Below are 15,938 nucleotides of genomic sequence, written 5' to 3'. Positions count from 1 at the left end.
GGTCCCTGGAACGACTGGCGGCTTACTATGATAATAGATATGTGTTCTGTATTTAAAGAATAAAGTCTCCTCAAGTTATATATGATATTCGAGGCAGATTAATTACTACTGTGGCAAACACATACTAATATGCTTCATCAAGTTTGATTCACCAAATCTGGATGAGCATCCTACTCACAAGCCAGGATTTTATCACTCTGCGCGTATTGAATGTAGATGTAAGCGGCAAATTCCCCATTGGCCTACGGCTTCATAGCGGTCATAGGGCAGGACTGCTGGAAAGGTCTGGTAAGAGCGCTCGGCTCATAACCGAGTGGTCGTTGGTTCGAATCCGGCAGGGCCCATGTCTCTCGCGGCGAACACCTCGTGGGCCGCGAGTACGTGCTGTCCTGCCGGTTCGAACGAGACGACGGCGAGCGAAGCGAGCCGTCGGCGTGGTTCGAACCCGGCAGGGCGCTCTGTGAACGCGAAAGCGACCTGCTCGAGACGATGGCAACTACGCCTATCGCGAGGATGCAATCGAGCGAGCAGCCGACTTCTACGACTGTAACAAGACGAAAGCCGTCGTCTCGGCCTGCGAAGATGTACCTCGTCTCGTCACAGCGCAAAACAGGTCCTCGAGCGCGACGATCTCACTCACGAGCAGCGCCAAGAGATCGCCGAGACGCTGTCAACGAAGGTGACGAGCTTTGAGGTTCAACAGTCGGTAGCTATAGAAAGAGACTGATCTCGCGTCTATAACGCAAAATCTCTCTTATTTAGCTTCCTCCTGTGCATTTTCGACCCACTGAGGGACTTCCGTCTCGGCGACATCTGTGTCTGATTCGAATCTCAGATCTATGGTCTCCGTTTCGTCGGCAATTACTCTATTTATTAGGTACTGAGCGTAGGTTTCGGTATCCGAGGTGCGATCCCAAGAGACGTTTGCGGATTTGACTTCGTACGAATCTTTGTCAACGATCACTTGACCGGCTGAATCAGTAATTCGGTAAGGGCGAAAACGGTGGCCACCAAACCATCCGTCTTGAGGCACGTATACGCGGTTCTCGGCCGTTTCATCTACCTGCCGATACTTCGTGCTTTGGAGGACGTTGGTGAATAGTTCTATATTTGTTATGATATTATCCGCTTGATCTTCCGTCGTGTTTTCTAATATCACAAGGATAACTTCTTCATCGGCGCGATCTTCACGAATCAATTTCCGATCATCGTCGCTTTCTATCTGCTCTATTCGCTGGTCAACTGAACCGTCTCTTACCTTCATTCGTATATATTTGTCTTCGCCAGGAGATTCTTGATACGACTCAGTAAGATCCTCATCTGACCCTATAGACCGATACCGCGATCCATTGGCTGTCACGGTCGCCTCCAATTCGACCAGTAGTTCTCCGTCAACGACTATTTCACCGGACAGTTCATACTCACTGGTCTCAGGAGAAGTGAACGGATCACGATAGTCTAACTCTGTAGTTGAGGGCGGATATACGATGGAAAATACAAGTCCAAGACAAACTACTGTCAAGATTCCAATTATAACACCTGCAGTTCGCCAATTCATGTTTCGAAAAAATTACCTATGTGCTATAAAATCGCTGAAGTAAGACAGATCGCTAAAATATAGCACTGATCGAAATCTTCGCTTGTTCGGTTCCGCGGTGATCGCCACCACCGTGCCACCGAAGCAAGGGGAGATCGCTCGAGCGGACCATCTTGTCCTGGAGAATCGTCAGTCCTGAGCGCCCATGTGGCCGGTAAACAACAAAACAGTACCAGCTGCCGTGCCGCCGGAGCTTCTCATGGTATTTCCGGTAGACCTTCCAGTTGCCGGGCTGGCCGTTTGCGTGTTTGTGCATCGTTGATTTGATCTCGACAGGTGTCCCGTTGCCGAACCTCGCGTCGTGCCAGCTCGCCCGCTCGAGATCGAATCGTCGCTTCTCGGCCATCCGTTTCTCGACGGCGGTCCCAAAGTGGTTGGCTCGTTTCGAGCGATTCACGCGCACCACGCGCGTTGCGCGCTGTTATATATACGCCTCCGCTGCCCCCAAGCCGCGCGCCCATCGGGAGCGGAGCAGGCTGTGGGCTGTGACTAAAGGGGATGCGAATGCGCTTACCACCTATGCAACCCGACGCAGTCATGCGATTCTCTCCTCGACTTTGCTAAGTGCCTCTGTGTGCTTTCCTTCTTTCTGGTACTCCTTCCATCGAGAATTGATCCATCCATGGCTGTACGGCACGAATTTGGCGGTTTCACGGTCGCTCATTCCCTCCTGTTTGCACTGGATCACCGTCCAGATTGCCGTCATTCGGGCCGATTCGTCGGCCCCCATATCGTCGGTTTCCTCTCCGTAATCTGACCAACTCCAATCGCTGGCCTCTTTCGTGTTGTATCGGTAGTCCGTCGGTGGGATTCCTTCGATTTCGGCCTCTATATCCCGTAGCTCGCTTCCGAAGTGCGTCCAGGCTGCCCGCCAGGGCCTCGAGCGCGATGACCTCACACTCGAGCAGCGCCGAGACGCTGTCGACACGAGCAGTGCCGTTCGACGGTGAGATCGAGATCGCCATCACTACTGAGTGCGGTTTTCGCTCGAGAACCGCCGCCAGAGGCCAGCGGTTGAGCCCTCCATCCGAGAGGGAGTGTGTCAGACGGGCTGCTGTACTGCTGTCCCGGTGGGTCCGCAGTGTGGGTTGTGAGTGTACCAGCACTGACTAAGAGGAGTCCGTATCACTCGAGAGGGCCTGAGATCGGGGTGATGATGTGGCTATTGACGGTGGACCGATCCCAGGAGGGCGGAGAGGGTCCGTCTGTCTCGAAGTCGATCGGATTCGATCTGGCACCGACGGAATGCCCCCTCCGCCATCTACGGATTTGAAGTGTGTTGAAATAACCTTGGTGGCCGAATGACCGTTACCGTAACAACTAACAGGAATTACCGAAAACAATAGCTTGCCTCCGGAGCATCCGGAGGTACTTCCCCCACCCCCCATTACCGTTTTGCGAAACACCGAGTCGATCGAGAGCGGTGCGTGCTGCGTTCCACGGTGATCGCCGCCACCGTGTCACCGCAGCAACGGGCAGTCGCCCGCACAGCCACACAACCCAAANCCCCCCATTACCGTTTTGCGAAACACCGAGTCGATCGAGAGCGGTGCGTGCTGCGTTCCACGGTGATCGCCGCCACCGTGTCACCGCAGCAACGGGCAGTCGCCCGCACAGCCACACAACCCAAAGCCGAAACCCCGAAACCCATCCACCACCTACGAGCGCCCATGAGCGAAAAGACGGGGACGTTTGTCGTCACGCACGCCGAGCCAGAGTCGGCGGTCGTCCGCGACGTCGAGACCGCACAGGTCCACCCCCTCGCGTCGAATCCCGGCCTCGAGGTCCACGACGTCCTCGAGGCGACCATCGCACCGGAACCGCCGCTTGAGGTTGCGTGGGAAGTAATCGACGTGGCGGAACGGCGCTCGATCGAGTTAGTCGATAGCGATCTCGAGCCGACCCAGCACGAAAAGGCGCTGGCAGCCGACGCCGAGGTCGGCGACCTGATCCAAGAAGAGCGCGCCGGGACGGGCGAACTACACGTGTTCTGTGTCCCCGAAGACGAGCTCGAGGCAGCAGCCCAGGACGTCCTCGAGGACGAGGAGACGATCGCGCGAGCAGCCAGACTCGAAGCGGTTCGCGTAGAGGTACGATGTTCGGCAGCCGACGGCGTGATGAGCGTCCGCTATCTGCCGGACTGAGCCAGTGGGTCGGAGTCGCGAGTGGCGAGGCCGTCGGGTTCGATTCGCTGACACACGGCGATGAACGGGAGTCGAAATGGAGAAGGCTTACTTCGGCGGCCTGCAAGAGAAGCGATATATGGCGTATTTCGACGTACCGGAGATCGAATACAACCGGTACAGTAACCGCCAACTCGCGGCGGTTCCGCTCGCGGTCCTCGCGGTTGCATTGCTCGTCCTCAGTGGGTCGTTTCTCGTGTACGGCACGCCGGTGCCGCTGGGGATGGACTTCGCCGGTGGGACGGAACTGACCGTCCAGACGACGGCGTCGGCCGACGAAATCTCGGCGGCGTTCGATCAACAGCCCGAATCGGTGACTGGGGCAGGCGGCGAGAACCAGTATATCGTGCAGTTCGCCTCGACCGACTCCCAGTCCCTGCGAGAGCAGGCTGAATCGAACCTGGCCCAAGACGGCGACAGCGCGATCGTCCAATCGATCTCGTCGACGTCGGCGAGCTTCGGGCAGGGAAGCCAGCAGACGGCCCTCATGGGACTTGTCATCGCCTTCGTCGGGATGAGCGCGATCGCCTTCCTGCTGTTTCGGACGTTCGTCCCCTCGATCGCGATCGTCATCTCGGCGTTTTCGGACCTCGTGATCCCGCTTGCGTTCATGCGACTCGTCGGGATTCCGCTCTCGCTTGGGACGGTCGCCGGGCTGTTGATGTTGATCGGCTACTCCGTCGACTCCGACATCCTGTTGAACAACCACATCCTGCGCCGCAGCGGTGACTTCTATGAGAGTACCTACCGCGCGATGCGCACCGGCGTCACGATGACGGTCACGTCGATGGTCGCGATGCTCGTGATGGGCATCGCGGCGTTTCTGTTCGGCATCGACCTGCTGGCATCGATCGGTATCATCCTGTTCGTCGGCCTCGCAGCCGACCTGATGAACACCTACATGTTGAATCTGAGTCTGCTTCGCTGGTACAAATTCGAGGGGATCCGCTCATGAACCCAATCAGCGCCGTCAAGTCCAACTGGCGGGTGCTCTTGCTGGTGGCGTTCGTCGGCTTTGCCGTCGTCGCCCTGTTCATCCCCGGTGGTATCGTCGCCGACAACAGCGTCGCCGGAAACGAAAGCCTCCAGGACAACCCCACGAACCTCGAGTTCGGCCTCGGTCTCGAGGGCGGGACCCGGCTGCGGGCCCCCGTCACGGGAATGACCGCCGAGGGAATCGCACCCGACGCGGTCAGCGACGACGGACAAGTCGACCAGAATCGGATCGACGAACTCGAGGCAACGCTCCGCGGTGACGGGGCGGAGCAACTCGGCCTCGAGCCGGCGAACGCCAGCGTCCACGTCCAAGACGACGGGACGGTCGTCGCAGAGGTGTTCACCGACGACGTCAGCGACGCGGAGTTCGCTGCAGCACTGCAATCGGCAGACGCCGACGTCTCCGAAGACGACATCCGTGACGGCGTGAGCCAGCGGACCCGCGATCAGATCATCGAGACGATCCAGACGAAGATCAACGCTGCGGGGCTCTCCGGTGGCACGGTTTACGAGCAGACGACGCCAAACGGCGACCACTATATCGTCGTCGAAGTGCCCAATATGGGCTCCGACGAACTCCGTACCATCCTCTCCGAGCGCGGCGTCGTCGAGGTCGTCGCCTATTATCCCACCGAAAGCGGGAACCAAACCAACGAAACGGTGCTGACCGGCGACGACATCGCCAGCGTCGACCCACCTCGGCAAGAAGAGTCGCGGCCGGGACAGGCGAGTCAGGGCTACGTGGTCCCGGTCCAGGTCAGTGAGGAAGCCGCACCCGGGTTCCAACAGCAGATGAACGAGCAGGGCTTTACCGACCCGAACGAAGGGATGGGGCGGTGTAGTCTCGACACCACCAACGGAACCGTCGACTTCGACCACGAGAACGAGCAATACTGTCTGGTGACGGTCACCGATGGCGAAGCCGTTGCCGCACACAGCATGGGACCGAGCCTGGCCGAGACGATGCGAAGCCAAGAGTGGGCCAACGACCCCATCTTCCAGATGGGTGCTCAGAACCAACAGGACGCCCAGTCACTCTCGGTCAACCTGAAAGCCGGTAGCCTGCGCGCACCGCTCGACTTCGGCGAGAGTCAGGTCTACTCGATCGAAGCGGCCCACGCCGACCAGTTCAAACAGTACTCGTTGCTGATCGGGCTCCTCTCGGTGCTCACCGTCAGCGGCGTCGTCTACGCCCGCTATACGGACACGCGCGTCGCCCTGCCGATGATCGTCACGGCACTGGCAGAGGTCGTCGTCTTGCTTGGGTTCGCCGCGCTGATACGCATGCCGCTGGATCTCTCCCACGTCGCCGGGTTCATCGCCGTCGTCGGGACCGGGGTCGACGACCTCGTGATCATCGCCGACGAAGTGATGGACGAAGGCGACGTCAGCTCGGAACGGGTCTTCCAGTCACGGTTCCGCAAAGCCTTCTGGGTCATCGGAGCCGCCGCAGCGACGACCGTCGTGGCCCTCTCGCCGCTTGCCGTCTTGAGCCTCGGCGACCTCCGCGGGTTCGCGATCATCACCATCCTCGGCGTCTTCATCGGGGTATTGATCACTCGCCCCGCCTACGGTGATATCCTCCGTCGGCTGCTGACCGATCGGTAACGCTCGTTTTGGGCGTTTTCATCGTCCGTCTCGACATCGTGGACACCAGTCGACGGTGTCGCCATCACCGTGTGCAGACGCGAAATCGTACGCGACAGGGTCGTTACACGACGGACAGTTCGGCATTCAGATCGCCACGATACGACAGCGCTGCGAGTGTCACAAGCGATCAGCCGGCAGGTGCAGCACGCTCGAGACGAAGATTGGTCAACTCGTCAGCAGGCGTCGTTCCCTGGCCGATAAGCGGCGTCAGGGCGATCGGCGCTACTCTCGAAGACGAAGAGGGTCGCATCGACGCCCTCGAGCGCTCGTATCGACATCCCGCCCGTTTCTGAAGGCCGTCCTCTTCTAGCTTTACAAGCGGGGCAACGAAGAGGGGCTAAGCTATTGAACAGACGCTCGAAGACGATCAGTCAGAACCGTGGGAAATGTCCTCGCCAGAAATCAGGGAAAGCCTAGGCCGGGATTTGAACCCGGGCTCTCGTCCTTACCAAGGACTTGCTTTACCGAGGAGGCCTTCGGCCCTGAAAGCGGCTACCTTTGCCGCAAACGCCCACTTTGCGTGCTTCTTATCTCGCTATTAGCAACCCTGCTTATAAAAGAATTGGGTATTCAGCCCCGTATGTCGTCTGTGGAAACCGGAAAACGACAAACGTGTTCGGGTGAGCGTTGCCCTACTCGACACATCAAAATTGTGTGGGGTTCGAGTGGTTCAGCTGAATGGCACCCTTCATCGAGTCGGGTGGCTCTATTGGAATCCTCTTAGTTCGGCATCTTCCCCTACCGAAACAGCCGATAGGTAGGTATGCGTATTAACCGGCATCAAGTCAAAAATTGTCATATACAGAGGATTTCAACAAGGCCTAATATTTAGCTACAGGTGGTCATACCGTGTTGTATCTGAAGGATAGGGTTCAGCAGAGCCAAATAAACAGCTACCGAAGGAATGTGTAGATAGATGGGAGAGAGTAGTCCGACGGGGGTTACTAAAACGATACCCGGAATGCTCAAAGAGTTCGGTGATTTCGTTTCTGCGTGTATTCTGAACCTTGCGCTTATCCTTGGAGTGGTTGTATTTGAGTGGAGTCTCGTTGAAATCGCTGTCATCTATCTCATCGAGATAGCGATCATCAACCTCCTGTTCTTTTCTGTCGCGTTGTTCACGCCACAGTCCGTGGATGATCTCGATGGGGATTCTTGGGATGAGGAGCCCACTCCAATTCAACCGATTGGTCTAATACCGCCGGTATACTGGCGGAATATCAACTTCGTTTTGCGAAAGGCGGTTATCCCAGCTTTCCTTCTTACAGTAATCATGAGACCTGTCCTTTCCGGTTATGATTTGGATTCAGGACTTCCCCTCTCAGTTTGGCTCGCAATTGCCGGCACTGTTTTCTTTCAGCTATCGCGCGTCTGGCGCTATTTCATCGTCAACCGGTCATATCAAGATAAATCGCCGGCAGACGCGATGGCCTTCGCGTTTGCCCCCATCCTTGAGTTGTTTCTGATGTTGGTCTTTGTGGTTGCTCCCGTCAGCTTTGTGATTATCGGGACGGGTACCGATCTGGATTCACGGGCCGTGTGGTTGCTCTATTTAGTTCCGATGGGGGCGATCAGGGCGTGGATAGGGAGTTTAGACCCTCAGACAGACGATTTCAGTATCAAATAAGATAGATATATGTGTAAATATCTGAGGATTTCAACAGAGCCGAACAGTTCCATTTCTCCGCCCCAAGAATACCATCAATCATTAAGATGTGTCGGGGAACAGGAGTGAATTATGGAAAAGCATCCAAAACCACAACGAGGGACGAACGGGGATGTGATCTGGCACCGAGTGGGGGCATACTTTATCGACTCAATACTTATGGGGCTAATCTGGGTTGTCGTTATACTCGCCGGGACGCCCCTCGGCGATATCGGGTTCCTCGTGCTGGCGTTCGCAGGACTGGTCGCAACATTGGTTTACGGGTTTCTACTTGAAGGACTGTACGGCTACACGCCGGGGAAATACCTGCTTGGACTCGTCGTTATCAAGTCCGACGGCTCAGACTGTACGATTGGCGCGTCAATACTTCGGAACCTGTTATGGATTGTTGACGCGCTCCCGACGTTCAACCTCGTCGCAATGGTGTTGATACTGCTTACGGATGATAACCAACGGGTCGGCGACCTCGTTGCAGATACTGTCGTCGTCAAGCAATAGTAATCAGAGCGGATTGTATCTATTTGTCCTGTAGTTAGCAGTTGATCACCGCATCGAGGGCGGTTCTATCATATTATTGACTCTCCTTCACTCGTTCCTCTGCGAGCGCGAATTAGCGAAATCCGGGGTGTCCCTGAAGGGATGCGCTCCCGGTCAATTTCGGGTCTACCCTGACGTAGTCTGCGGGTTGGTTTGTGTGTCCTGACAGTTTACCGAATCGCCATACGGCGAGGGATGCCCTGTTTAGCGAGAGACGCGAATCTTGAACGGGTTTTATTCAGACAAGTGTAGCCATAAAAGTGTGCGTACAAGGAGTGTACGGCAGAAAGAGCCTAGGCCGGGATTTGAACCCGGGCTCTCGTCCTTACCAAGGACGCGCTTTACCGCTAAGCTACCCAGGCGCGTACTTCTTCGTTGTTCGGAGCCGTCTTTATGGGTTTCGATTCGGACGGGCTGTGCGTCGGTATGTCGTAGCGACCTCCCAGTATCTATCGTCGCCACTGGTCGTCATTGCAGCGGCGATCGCACCCAGTGTGCGATCGGTGACGAACGCGGGTCAGCTGGTGCGAGAAATACGATCAGTGATCCGTCGCCGATGTCGCTCGATCAGTCGTGGAGTCCTCGAGCGACTGTTCGCGGACCTTCGCTTCGAGATCGGTCAGACACTCCGTAACCGGCGGGAACGAGGTGCCGGTAGCGTCGGCGATGTCCGCGGCGACGGCGAGCAGTTTGGGTGACGGGGTTTCGTCGACGGCGACAGCGCCGGTGCGGACGGCGAGTTCGAGCACGTCGCGTTCGAGATTGGTGTCGATCGATTCGAGATCGGTGCTGTCGGTCCCGATATCTGCCTCCGTCTCGGCCTCGAGTGCACTGCGGCAGGTCTGGTCACGCCCGAACGACTGGACCGTGCGGACGGCTTTCCCGGCGGCGTCGGTATGAGCCAGCAGGTAGAAGCCGCGTGCGACGAGAATATCGGCCGCGAGGATCGCGAGGTCAGCATCGCTGGCATCGGCATCAGTCGCCGTCCACGGTTCGTCGTGGGCGAGCGACCGCGTCAGTCGGAGCCCCTCGTAGATGAGCTGGACGCCGGCGGCATGCGTGACGATGCTCTCGGGGTCGCGATTGCGGTCGGACGCACGTGATTGGTGGTGGTCCCCAGAGTCGGGCTCGGTGTCGTGGCAGCGGCCCTTCACGTCCTCGAGAGCGTGGCCCTCGGGCGCCATCGCCACAGCGCTCTCGAAGGTGAGTGCTGCGGGAACCATCGATGCCCGGTCGAGGACGGATTCGATGTACTCGTACAACCGTGGTGGTTCGACGTCCGCGACGGCCTCGACGGCGGCACGCCGACAGCTGTCGGCCTTCTCCATTAGCGGGGGGTTACGACGGAGTAGGCAAAGACCTTTGGAAACGCCTGATCGACTGCATCTATGATCGACGTTGACACGAACGGATCGATTCGGACAATCACGCTCGACCGTCCCGAGGCGCGCAACGCCCTCACCGTCGACGGGCTCACCGCACTCGAGACGGCAGTCGACGACACCGACGAGCCAGTCATCTACCTTCGTGGCCGCGGTCCGGCGTTCTGTGCAGGGGCAGATCTGAACGCGGTTGCAGCCCTCGAGGGGGATCGCAACCGTGCAGCCGAGTTCGCGCGACTGGGCCAGCGCGTCGCGCGCACGATCGAGGACACATCGGCGATCGTCGTCGCCGGGATCGACGGCCCCGCACGCGGTGGCGGCCTCGAGCTCGCGCTGGCCTGTGACGTCCGCATCGGCACACCCGACTCGACCTACGGCGAGCCGGGTGTCAGCTTCGGGCTGTTCGGTGCCTGGGGCGGGACCGTCCGGCTGCCACGTGTCATGGGCGAGGGAGACGCCCTCGAGTTCGCGCTCACCGGGCGATCGATCGACGCCGAGGAGGCCCTGCGGATGGGCGTGATCTCGCGTATCGAGGACGATCCTCAGTCAGTGGCCGAGGAAATCGCGGCAAACGCCACGGACACGCTGCCGGTCCTGAAACGGCGACTCCGCGACGACAGCGAGCGAGCGACACAAGAGCGACGCGAGGCCGCAGCCTTTGCCGACCTCGTTGCCGCCCACGCCGACGACATCGATGCCGTGCTCGACTAAGCACGTCCTTTGATACGGTCTGCTGTCAGTCAGTTCTGGTGCACCCGCGACCCGTCCTGCGGTCCCACCGGGACATCGCTACAGCAGACCGTATGTGCCGACCAACTCGCACGCACAGCAGCCTCGGTGACAAGCAGAGACCGTCTCGCTGAGCGAAACGGACCGGCCCGGGTCGATATTACTCGAGTGGCTCCGGAGCCGGCGGCACCGTGCGCTTGTGTTCGCTGCCGTCGTACATCCCGCGGACCCGCTCGACCGTCTCCGCGTCGACCTCGAGCAACCGACAGGTCGCCGCCACGGAGAGCGGACCGTCGATGTGGGTCGCCAGAATCGAGTCGAGCGTCTCGTAGCTGATCCCCAGTTCGTCCTCATCGGTCTGGTTGGCCCACAGCTCTGCGGTCGCGGTCTTTTCGGCCAGGTCCTCGGGGATGCCGACGTGGCGGGCGAGCTGGCGAACCTGTGCCTTGTAGAGGTTCCCGATCGGGTGGCAGTCGACTGCGCCGTCGCCGTACTTGGTGAAGTAGCCAACGGCGGCCTCGCTACGGTTGCCGGTGCCCAGCACCAGCCGACTCTCGTGATTGGCGACGAGATAGTTGAGCACCGCCCGAACACGGGCACGGGCATTGCCGACGGCTTCGTGGTCACCCTCGGCTTCAGGGTAGACAGACAGCAACGAGTCGACGATCGGCTCGATTTCGATCACGTCGTAGGTAATCTCGAGTTCCTGTGCGACCCACTCGGCGTCGCTCATGTGCTCCTCGCTGCTGACGTGTGCCGGCAATACGAGCCCGTGGACGTTCTCTGCCCCGAGTGCCTCGACGGCGAGATAGCCGGTCAGCGTGCTGTCGATCCCACCCGAAAACCCAAGGACGACGCCGTCGGCTCCTGCGGCCTCGACCCGATCCCGAATGAACGCCGTGATGTGGTCGCGCTGTTGCTCGAGTTCCGCCTCCGAAAAGCGAAGGTCGATCATGTGACTGGCTAGGGACGGCGTGACCTAATAGGCACCCCTCCTCGCAAAAAAGTGGTCGAACGACCGATTTCGATGTGTGCTCGAGAGCGCTACGTTGAAGTGTGACCGGGCGATACATTCGGGCGAAGTAAGCGGGCGCCGATGGTCCAGTGGTAGGACTCGAGCTTCCCAAGCTCGCGGCCCGGGTTCAATTCCCGGTCGGCGCATGGTCATCTTCCTTCTTATCTGGCTGTTATCTGCTTTTTCACGAGAATGAGGAAAACAATACAAGCACGTACGCTAGAGTCCATCAGCTACCATTCTCCGGCAAATTCAACCTCAAGATCACATCGCTCAGTAAGTTTTCGAAGGTGACGCTTCTTCCCTTCCTTACTCATATGTGTATCAATATAATTGCTATCCGGTAACTCGCGGTATACTCTCATAGCCTCTTCATCATGCGGTGAAGTCGGTTCATCGTTAATTATTGCCTTTTCTCTGCCTGGGATATATGGTAGTGGTTCAATTTTTGAAATAAGGTCGTGGTTTTCAATCAGATAATTCACCGCCTCATGTAACGCATCAGTTTGATTCTCCCCGGAAAGCGTTGCAAGTGTTGTTTTGTCATTTCCTATTTCAATGACATATCTTTCATTGCCGTCCGTATCGCTTTTAGCATGCGAACGGTCCGTATTGCTGGCCTCAACCGATGTGATCGGTTTATCTGAATCTGTATCTCTATCAGCTTCCGTAGTATTCCCGAGGAATTGACGTTGATCTCGAAGAGCACTTCGAAGTTCCTGTACGAACTCGATACTTTGCTCTTCAAGGTTGATCGGGACACTACCGAGTTCATCGTGTATAATCCCTGCTAGTTGTTCCGCAATCTGACCTTCTCGATCGTCTAGATACTGAATTGCTTGATTCGTTTCTGCAATCTGAGTCGCAATCTCATCCGCCCGTCCCGACTGAATCGACTCTTTAGATAAAATTTCAAGTATTTCTGGAGTTTCTGTTAATCTATTAACATGAAATGACGCAATTGAGGTTTCCTCACCGCTTTCATAATTCCCATTTTTACTGAATACTTCGAACTGTTTACCGTTCGTAAGAATACCCCAATCAACATTCAAGGCTTGGCGCATATAACTCCGGAGTTGGCTCACGTTATGTTCAGAAAGATCTGATCGAGCGGACTTCGCTTCAATAAATACGACTGGGGTATCCCCGAGCATAAGAGCGTAATCAACTTTTGACTGCTGTGTCCCCATTTGGACTGGATATTCCAGTTCAACCTCGGTAGAGTAGATATTCCACCCGAGAAGTTCGATAAACGGTTGTACGAGTCGGACTTTCGTGTTTTCCTCATCCATCTGCGGCGAGGCTTCTAAAATTGATTTTGACTGCTCGACGTACTTGCGAACGGCCTCGCTTTTCATTTGTCGTTATGTACCCCACGTCGTACATATTAATCCATCTACAACGATGGCGACAGTTGCTACCGAAGGAGAAATGTGCGCGTCACCTCAATTTCTCGAACCGTTTCTGACAGCCGCTACTCGTGAATCCCCATCGCTTCGATCTGCTCTTGATACCGGTTTCGGATCGTCACTTCGGTCACCTGCGCGACGTCCGAGACCTCGCGCTGAGTCTTCTTCTCGTTACAAAGCAGCGAGGCAGCGTAGATCGCGGCCGCGGCATACCCCGTCGGTGACTTGCCCGAGAGTAGTCCCTTCTCGGTCGTCGTATCGATGATCTCGTTGGCTTTCGCCTGGACCTCTTCAGAGAGCTCGAGTTCCGAACAGAATCGGGGCACGTACTTTTTGGGGTTGACCGGCTCCATCTCGAGGCCGAGCTCTTGGGCCACATACCGATACGTGCGGCCGATCTCCTTGCGCTCGACGCGGGAGACACCGGAGACTTCCTCGAGCGAGCGGGGGATGCCCTCCATCCGGCAGGCGGCATAGAGGGTGCTGGTTGCGACGCCTTCGATCGAGCGCCCGCGGATGAGGTCTTCGTCGAGTGCACGCCGGTACATCACACAGGCGACCTCGCGCACCGAGCGAGGGATGCCAAGCGAGGAAGCCATCCGGTCGGTTTCGGAGAGTGCGAACTGCAGGTTGCGCTCGCCAGCGTCTTTGGTGCGGATGCGCTCTTGCCACTTGCGCAGGCGGCGCATCTGGTTGCGCTTGTCCGAGGACAGCGACCGGCCGTAGGCGTCTTGGTTCTTCCAGTCGATCGAGGTCGTCAGCCCCTTGTCGTGCATCGTCTGGGTCGTCGGCGCGCCCACCCGGGACTTGTTCTGGCGTTCGGAGTGGTTGAACGCGCGCCACTCCGGCCCGTGGTCGATGTTCGTCCCTTCGACGATCAGGCCACACTGGTCGCAGACGAGTTCGCCCTGATCTTCGCTTTTGACGAGGGTCCCGCCACCGCATTCGTCGCAGGCACGCTCACCCGCTGATTCCTGCGTTTGTTCTGTCGTTCCAGGATTACGTTCGCGCTGGCGGGGTGGGCTTGCCATGTCATGTAGAGAACAACGGCGCAAGAACTTAAGGCCTCGCCGCGATAGAACGCCAGCCTCACAGAGGAGTGACGAGCCGTTTCACCGATAAATCGACGCCACAGAGGTCAGAAATGACCCGACAGCGTGCCGACCAGCACCAGTACCCACATCGTGATTCCGACCAGCAACATGTCGTTGACCCTCGAGGGACGCGCTGCGCGTTTGGCCGCACCGCCGGCCAGCAGCCCGAGCGCGACGACCACGAGCATCCGCTGGACGACGACCTCGAGCGGCAGTGTCTCGACGCCGAGCATGCCGTAGTCGAGCCAGATCGCGACCGCAAGCGAGCCCGCGGCGACGACGGCGGCGTCGAGTCGGCGTGTCAGCCCGCGTGCGATCAGGTACGTCGCCGTCGGGAGACCGAGGCCGATCACCGGATACAGTACCGCGGCGATCTGGTGGGGCGTAAGAAACGTCGCACGGTGCTCGAGGACGATACCACCCGCCCGCACACCGAGCAGCAGGGCGATGATGGCAAAGGCGAGCGCGAAGTGGCCACCCTCGAGTCGGGCGAGTGCAGCCGCAAGGCGACGCCCATCGGCGTCGGTCAGGTGATCGTCGAGAACGGCGGCCGTTCGCTGGCCCAGTCGGTCGGTGACGTGGTCGGCTCCAGCGGAGTCGTGAGAGCGCCGCCTGCGAGCCCGGATGCCGACCAGCGTGGGCACGACGAGCAGGCCGGCAAGATCGACCACCGTCGCCCAGCCGTCGGCATCGGAAGAGTTGCTATTCCCCAAATAGATCCGCCGTACGTCGTCTTCGACGTCGATCTGGGGATGGTCCATGAAGTTGGACTCGACCTTTCGCTGGGCGGCCTGTGAGCCGTGGACGCGGTGGCGGAGCGTAAACCAGTCGAAGTGTTCGGAGTGGGTCTGCATGGCGACCCAGTCGTCGCCCTCGTTCGGACTCTCGTAGAGGCGGATGTGATAGCGCTGGCCGTAGTAGCTGCCGTCCTCGAGCTGGCGTGTTTCGGTCGTCCAGTAGCCGCTCTCGTTGGGCCCGGGGTCGACGTAGGCGTAGCGAGTTCCGCCGTCGGCCTCTCCCCAGTTGAACTCGGGCAGGCGGCTCCGTGGGCCGTTCGATGCGTCGTCGGTCGTGTTGGTTGCCGGGTCGTCCGATGCGTTGAGCGTCGAGTTGTTCGCCTCGGCAGTGACCGAGTCGTTCGGCGGCGTTTCGTTGATCGACTGGGTTTCGTTATCGGAGCTGTTCCCGCCAACGAGAGCATACGTTTCCGGAACCGCAGCCTCCTCGGAGTCATCGATCTCGGACCAGTCGCCGTCGTTCGCTTCGACCAGGACTTGCTCGACGTCCGCGACGTCACCGCGGACGATTACGTTGATCGGGCTCCGCTTTTGAAACCCCTTTCGAGGGCTGAGATACTCCCAGAAGCCGCTCTCGGAGTCATCGAACGAGACGACGTCGGGAGCCGGCGTGTCCGTTTCGGCAGGGCTCGACGCCGACTGTGAGTCCGCGGTCGGCTGCTGGCTCGACGAGAGCGACAGTGCCATCGATGGCCCACCGATGAGCACGAACGCAAGAACGAACAGGACGGCCGCGATCACGAGCGATCGACGCATGTCTCCGTCAGTAGCGACAGAAGACATATCAAACTGTGTGTACCGGCCCGCCCCGTCGAAAAGAGGGCAACGGCAAACGGCTAGTCACATCGGCGATCGGGTGCGAAGCAAGCGTGACCCCGGCTCG

General features: G+C 58.4%; 14 protein-coding genes, 2 tRNA genes and 1 pseudogene. 8 read left to right on the top strand and 9 right to left on the bottom strand.

What is annotated here, in order from left to right; translation table 11 throughout:
* Positions 1-518 precede the first annotated feature (518 nt).
* A pseudogene (locus C476_RS19265) lies at positions 519-727 on the top strand (DUF7692 domain-containing protein).
* 27 nt (positions 728-754) lie between these two features.
* Here the strand turns inward: C476_RS19265 and C476_RS18215 are convergent.
* From C476_RS18215 to C476_RS18210, 3 genes are all read right to left on the bottom strand, one after another.
* Positions 755-1,558, bottom strand: a complete 804-nt coding sequence (locus C476_RS18215; protein ID WP_152418152.1) for a hypothetical protein — start codon at positions 1,556-1,558, stop codon at positions 755-757.
* Positions 1,559-1,610: 52 nt separating this feature from the next.
* Positions 1,611-1,994 (bottom strand): hypothetical protein, encoded by a 384-nt coding sequence (locus C476_RS00625; RefSeq protein WP_049911529.1) that lies wholly within the window; start codon positions 1,992-1,994, stop codon positions 1,611-1,613.
* A 138-nt stretch (positions 1,995-2,132) separates the two neighbouring features.
* The gene (locus C476_RS18210; RefSeq protein WP_008008821.1) at positions 2,133-2,327 is read right to left on the bottom strand and encodes a hypothetical protein; all 195 of its coding nucleotides are present in this window, start codon (positions 2,325-2,327) and stop codon (positions 2,133-2,135) included.
* A 940-nt stretch (positions 2,328-3,267) separates the two neighbouring features.
* Between C476_RS18210 and C476_RS00615 the strand changes: the two genes are divergently transcribed.
* The 5 genes from C476_RS00615 (at position 3,268) to C476_RS00590 (ending at position 8,590) form a co-directional block, all read left to right on the top strand.
* The gene (locus C476_RS00615; protein WP_008008819.1) at positions 3,268-3,741 is read left to right on the top strand and encodes a DUF5812 family protein; all 474 of its coding nucleotides are present in this window, start codon (positions 3,268-3,270) and stop codon (positions 3,739-3,741) included.
* A gap of 118 nt (positions 3,742-3,859) precedes the next feature.
* A complete protein-coding gene (secF, locus tag C476_RS00610; RefSeq protein WP_008008817.1) occupies positions 3,860-4,735 on the top strand; it encodes a protein translocase subunit SecF in 876 nt (291 codons plus the stop codon).
* Complete coding sequence (locus C476_RS00605) at positions 4,732-6,384, top strand: preprotein translocase subunit SecD (RefSeq protein ID WP_008008815.1); 1,653 nt, start codon at positions 4,732-4,734, stop codon at positions 6,382-6,384. Before secF ends, C476_RS00605 begins: the two co-directional genes overlap by 4 nt.
* A 958-nt stretch (positions 6,385-7,342) precedes the next feature.
* Positions 7,343-8,053, top strand: a complete 711-nt coding sequence (locus C476_RS00595) for a DUF6498-containing protein (protein WP_152418151.1) — start codon at positions 7,343-7,345, stop codon at positions 8,051-8,053.
* Between the two features lie 111 nt (positions 8,054-8,164).
* The gene (locus C476_RS00590; protein WP_083857014.1) at positions 8,165-8,590 is read left to right on the top strand and encodes an RDD family protein; all 426 of its coding nucleotides are present in this window, start codon (positions 8,165-8,167) and stop codon (positions 8,588-8,590) included.
* Between the two features lie 329 nt (positions 8,591-8,919).
* Here C476_RS00590 and C476_RS00585 read toward each other — a convergent pair.
* Positions 8,920-8,991: transfer RNA gene (locus C476_RS00585), tRNA-Thr, on the bottom strand.
* A gap of 177 nt (positions 8,992-9,168) precedes the next feature.
* A complete protein-coding gene (locus C476_RS00580; protein WP_008008808.1) occupies positions 9,169-9,957 on the bottom strand; it encodes a DUF7114 family protein in 789 nt (262 codons plus the stop codon).
* Between the two features lie 60 nt (positions 9,958-10,017).
* Here C476_RS00580 and C476_RS00575 point away from each other — a divergent pair, with 60 nt between their 5' ends.
* Positions 10,018-10,722 carry an enoyl-CoA hydratase/isomerase family protein gene (locus tag C476_RS00575; RefSeq protein WP_008008806.1) on the top strand — a complete coding sequence of 235 codons (705 nt, stop codon included), beginning with the start codon at positions 10,018-10,020 and terminating at the stop codon, positions 10,720-10,722.
* A gap of 178 nt (positions 10,723-10,900) precedes the next feature.
* Here the strand turns inward: C476_RS00575 and C476_RS00570 are convergent, their stop codons facing one another.
* Positions 10,901-11,695, bottom strand: coding sequence for an NAD+ synthase (locus C476_RS00570; protein ID WP_008008805.1), 795 nt, complete (start codon positions 11,693-11,695; stop codon positions 10,901-10,903).
* Positions 11,696-11,830: 135 nt separating this feature from the next.
* Between C476_RS00570 and C476_RS00565 the strand changes: the two genes are divergently transcribed.
* Positions 11,831-11,901, top strand: a tRNA-Gly gene (locus C476_RS00565).
* Between the two features lie 87 nt (positions 11,902-11,988).
* On the opposite strand, the gene C476_RS00560 is transcribed toward C476_RS00565, so the two are convergent.
* The 3 genes from C476_RS00560 to C476_RS00550 all read right to left on the bottom strand — a co-directional run bounded on the left by C476_RS00560 (position 11,989) and on the right by C476_RS00550 (position 15,811).
* Entirely contained in the window at positions 11,989-13,113 is a 1,125-nt protein-coding gene (locus C476_RS00560) for a type I restriction enzyme HsdR N-terminal domain-containing protein (protein ID WP_008008802.1), read from the bottom strand.
* A 116-nt stretch (positions 13,114-13,229) separates the two neighbouring features.
* Positions 13,230-14,195, bottom strand: coding sequence for a transcription initiation factor IIB (locus C476_RS00555; protein WP_008008801.1), 966 nt, complete (start codon positions 14,193-14,195; stop codon positions 13,230-13,232).
* Positions 14,196-14,302: 107 nt separating this feature from the next.
* A complete protein-coding gene (locus tag C476_RS00550; RefSeq protein WP_008008798.1) occupies positions 14,303-15,811 on the bottom strand; it encodes a hypothetical protein in 1,509 nt (502 codons plus the stop codon).
* Between the last annotated feature and the right edge of the window lie 127 nt (positions 15,812-15,938).

The sequence above is a fragment of the Natrinema limicola JCM 13563 genome (assembly GCF_000337475.1).
GTDB classification, from domain to species: Archaea; Halobacteriota; Halobacteria; order Halobacteriales; family Natrialbaceae; genus Natrinema; species Natrinema limicola.
This window is presented reverse-complemented; position numbering and strand designations above follow the sequence as displayed.

Bases quoted from the DNA above. Each gene is read 5' to 3' on its own strand.
- C476_RS18215 (WP_152418152.1), bottom strand. From the start codon at position 1,558: ATGAATTGGCGAACTGCAGGTGTTATAATTGGAATCTTGACAGTAGTT.
- C476_RS18210 (WP_008008821.1), bottom strand. From the start codon at position 2,327: ATGGGGGCCGACGAATCGGCCCGAATGACGGCAATCTGGACGGTGATC.
- C476_RS00615 (WP_008008819.1), top strand. From the start codon at position 3,268: ATGAGCGAAAAGACGGGGACGTTTGTCGTCACGCACGCCGAGCCAGAG.
- secF (WP_008008817.1), top strand. From the start codon at position 3,860: ATGGCGTATTTCGACGTACCGGAGATCGAATACAACCGGTACAGTAAC.
- C476_RS00605 (WP_008008815.1), top strand. From the start codon at position 4,732: ATGAACCCAATCAGCGCCGTCAAGTCCAACTGGCGGGTGCTCTTGCTG.
- C476_RS00595 (WP_152418151.1), top strand. From the start codon at position 7,343: ATGGGAGAGAGTAGTCCGACGGGGGTTACTAAAACGATACCCGGAATG.
- C476_RS00590 (WP_083857014.1), top strand. From the start codon at position 8,165: ATGGAAAAGCATCCAAAACCACAACGAGGGACGAACGGGGATGTGATC.
- C476_RS00580 (WP_008008808.1), bottom strand. From the start codon at position 9,957: ATGGAGAAGGCCGACAGCTGTCGGCGTGCCGCCGTCGAGGCCGTCGCG.
- C476_RS00575 (WP_008008806.1), top strand. From the start codon at position 10,018: ATGATCGACGTTGACACGAACGGATCGATTCGGACAATCACGCTCGAC.
- C476_RS00570 (WP_008008805.1), bottom strand. From the start codon at position 11,695: ATGATCGACCTTCGCTTTTCGGAGGCGGAACTCGAGCAACAGCGCGAC.
- C476_RS00560 (WP_008008802.1), bottom strand. From the start codon at position 13,113: ATGAAAAGCGAGGCCGTTCGCAAGTACGTCGAGCAGTCAAAATCAATT.
- C476_RS00555 (WP_008008801.1), bottom strand. From the start codon at position 14,195: ATGGCAAGCCCACCCCGCCAGCGCGAACGTAATCCTGGAACGACAGAA.
- C476_RS00550 (WP_008008798.1), bottom strand. From the start codon at position 15,811: ATGCGTCGATCGCTCGTGATCGCGGCCGTCCTGTTCGTTCTTGCGTTC.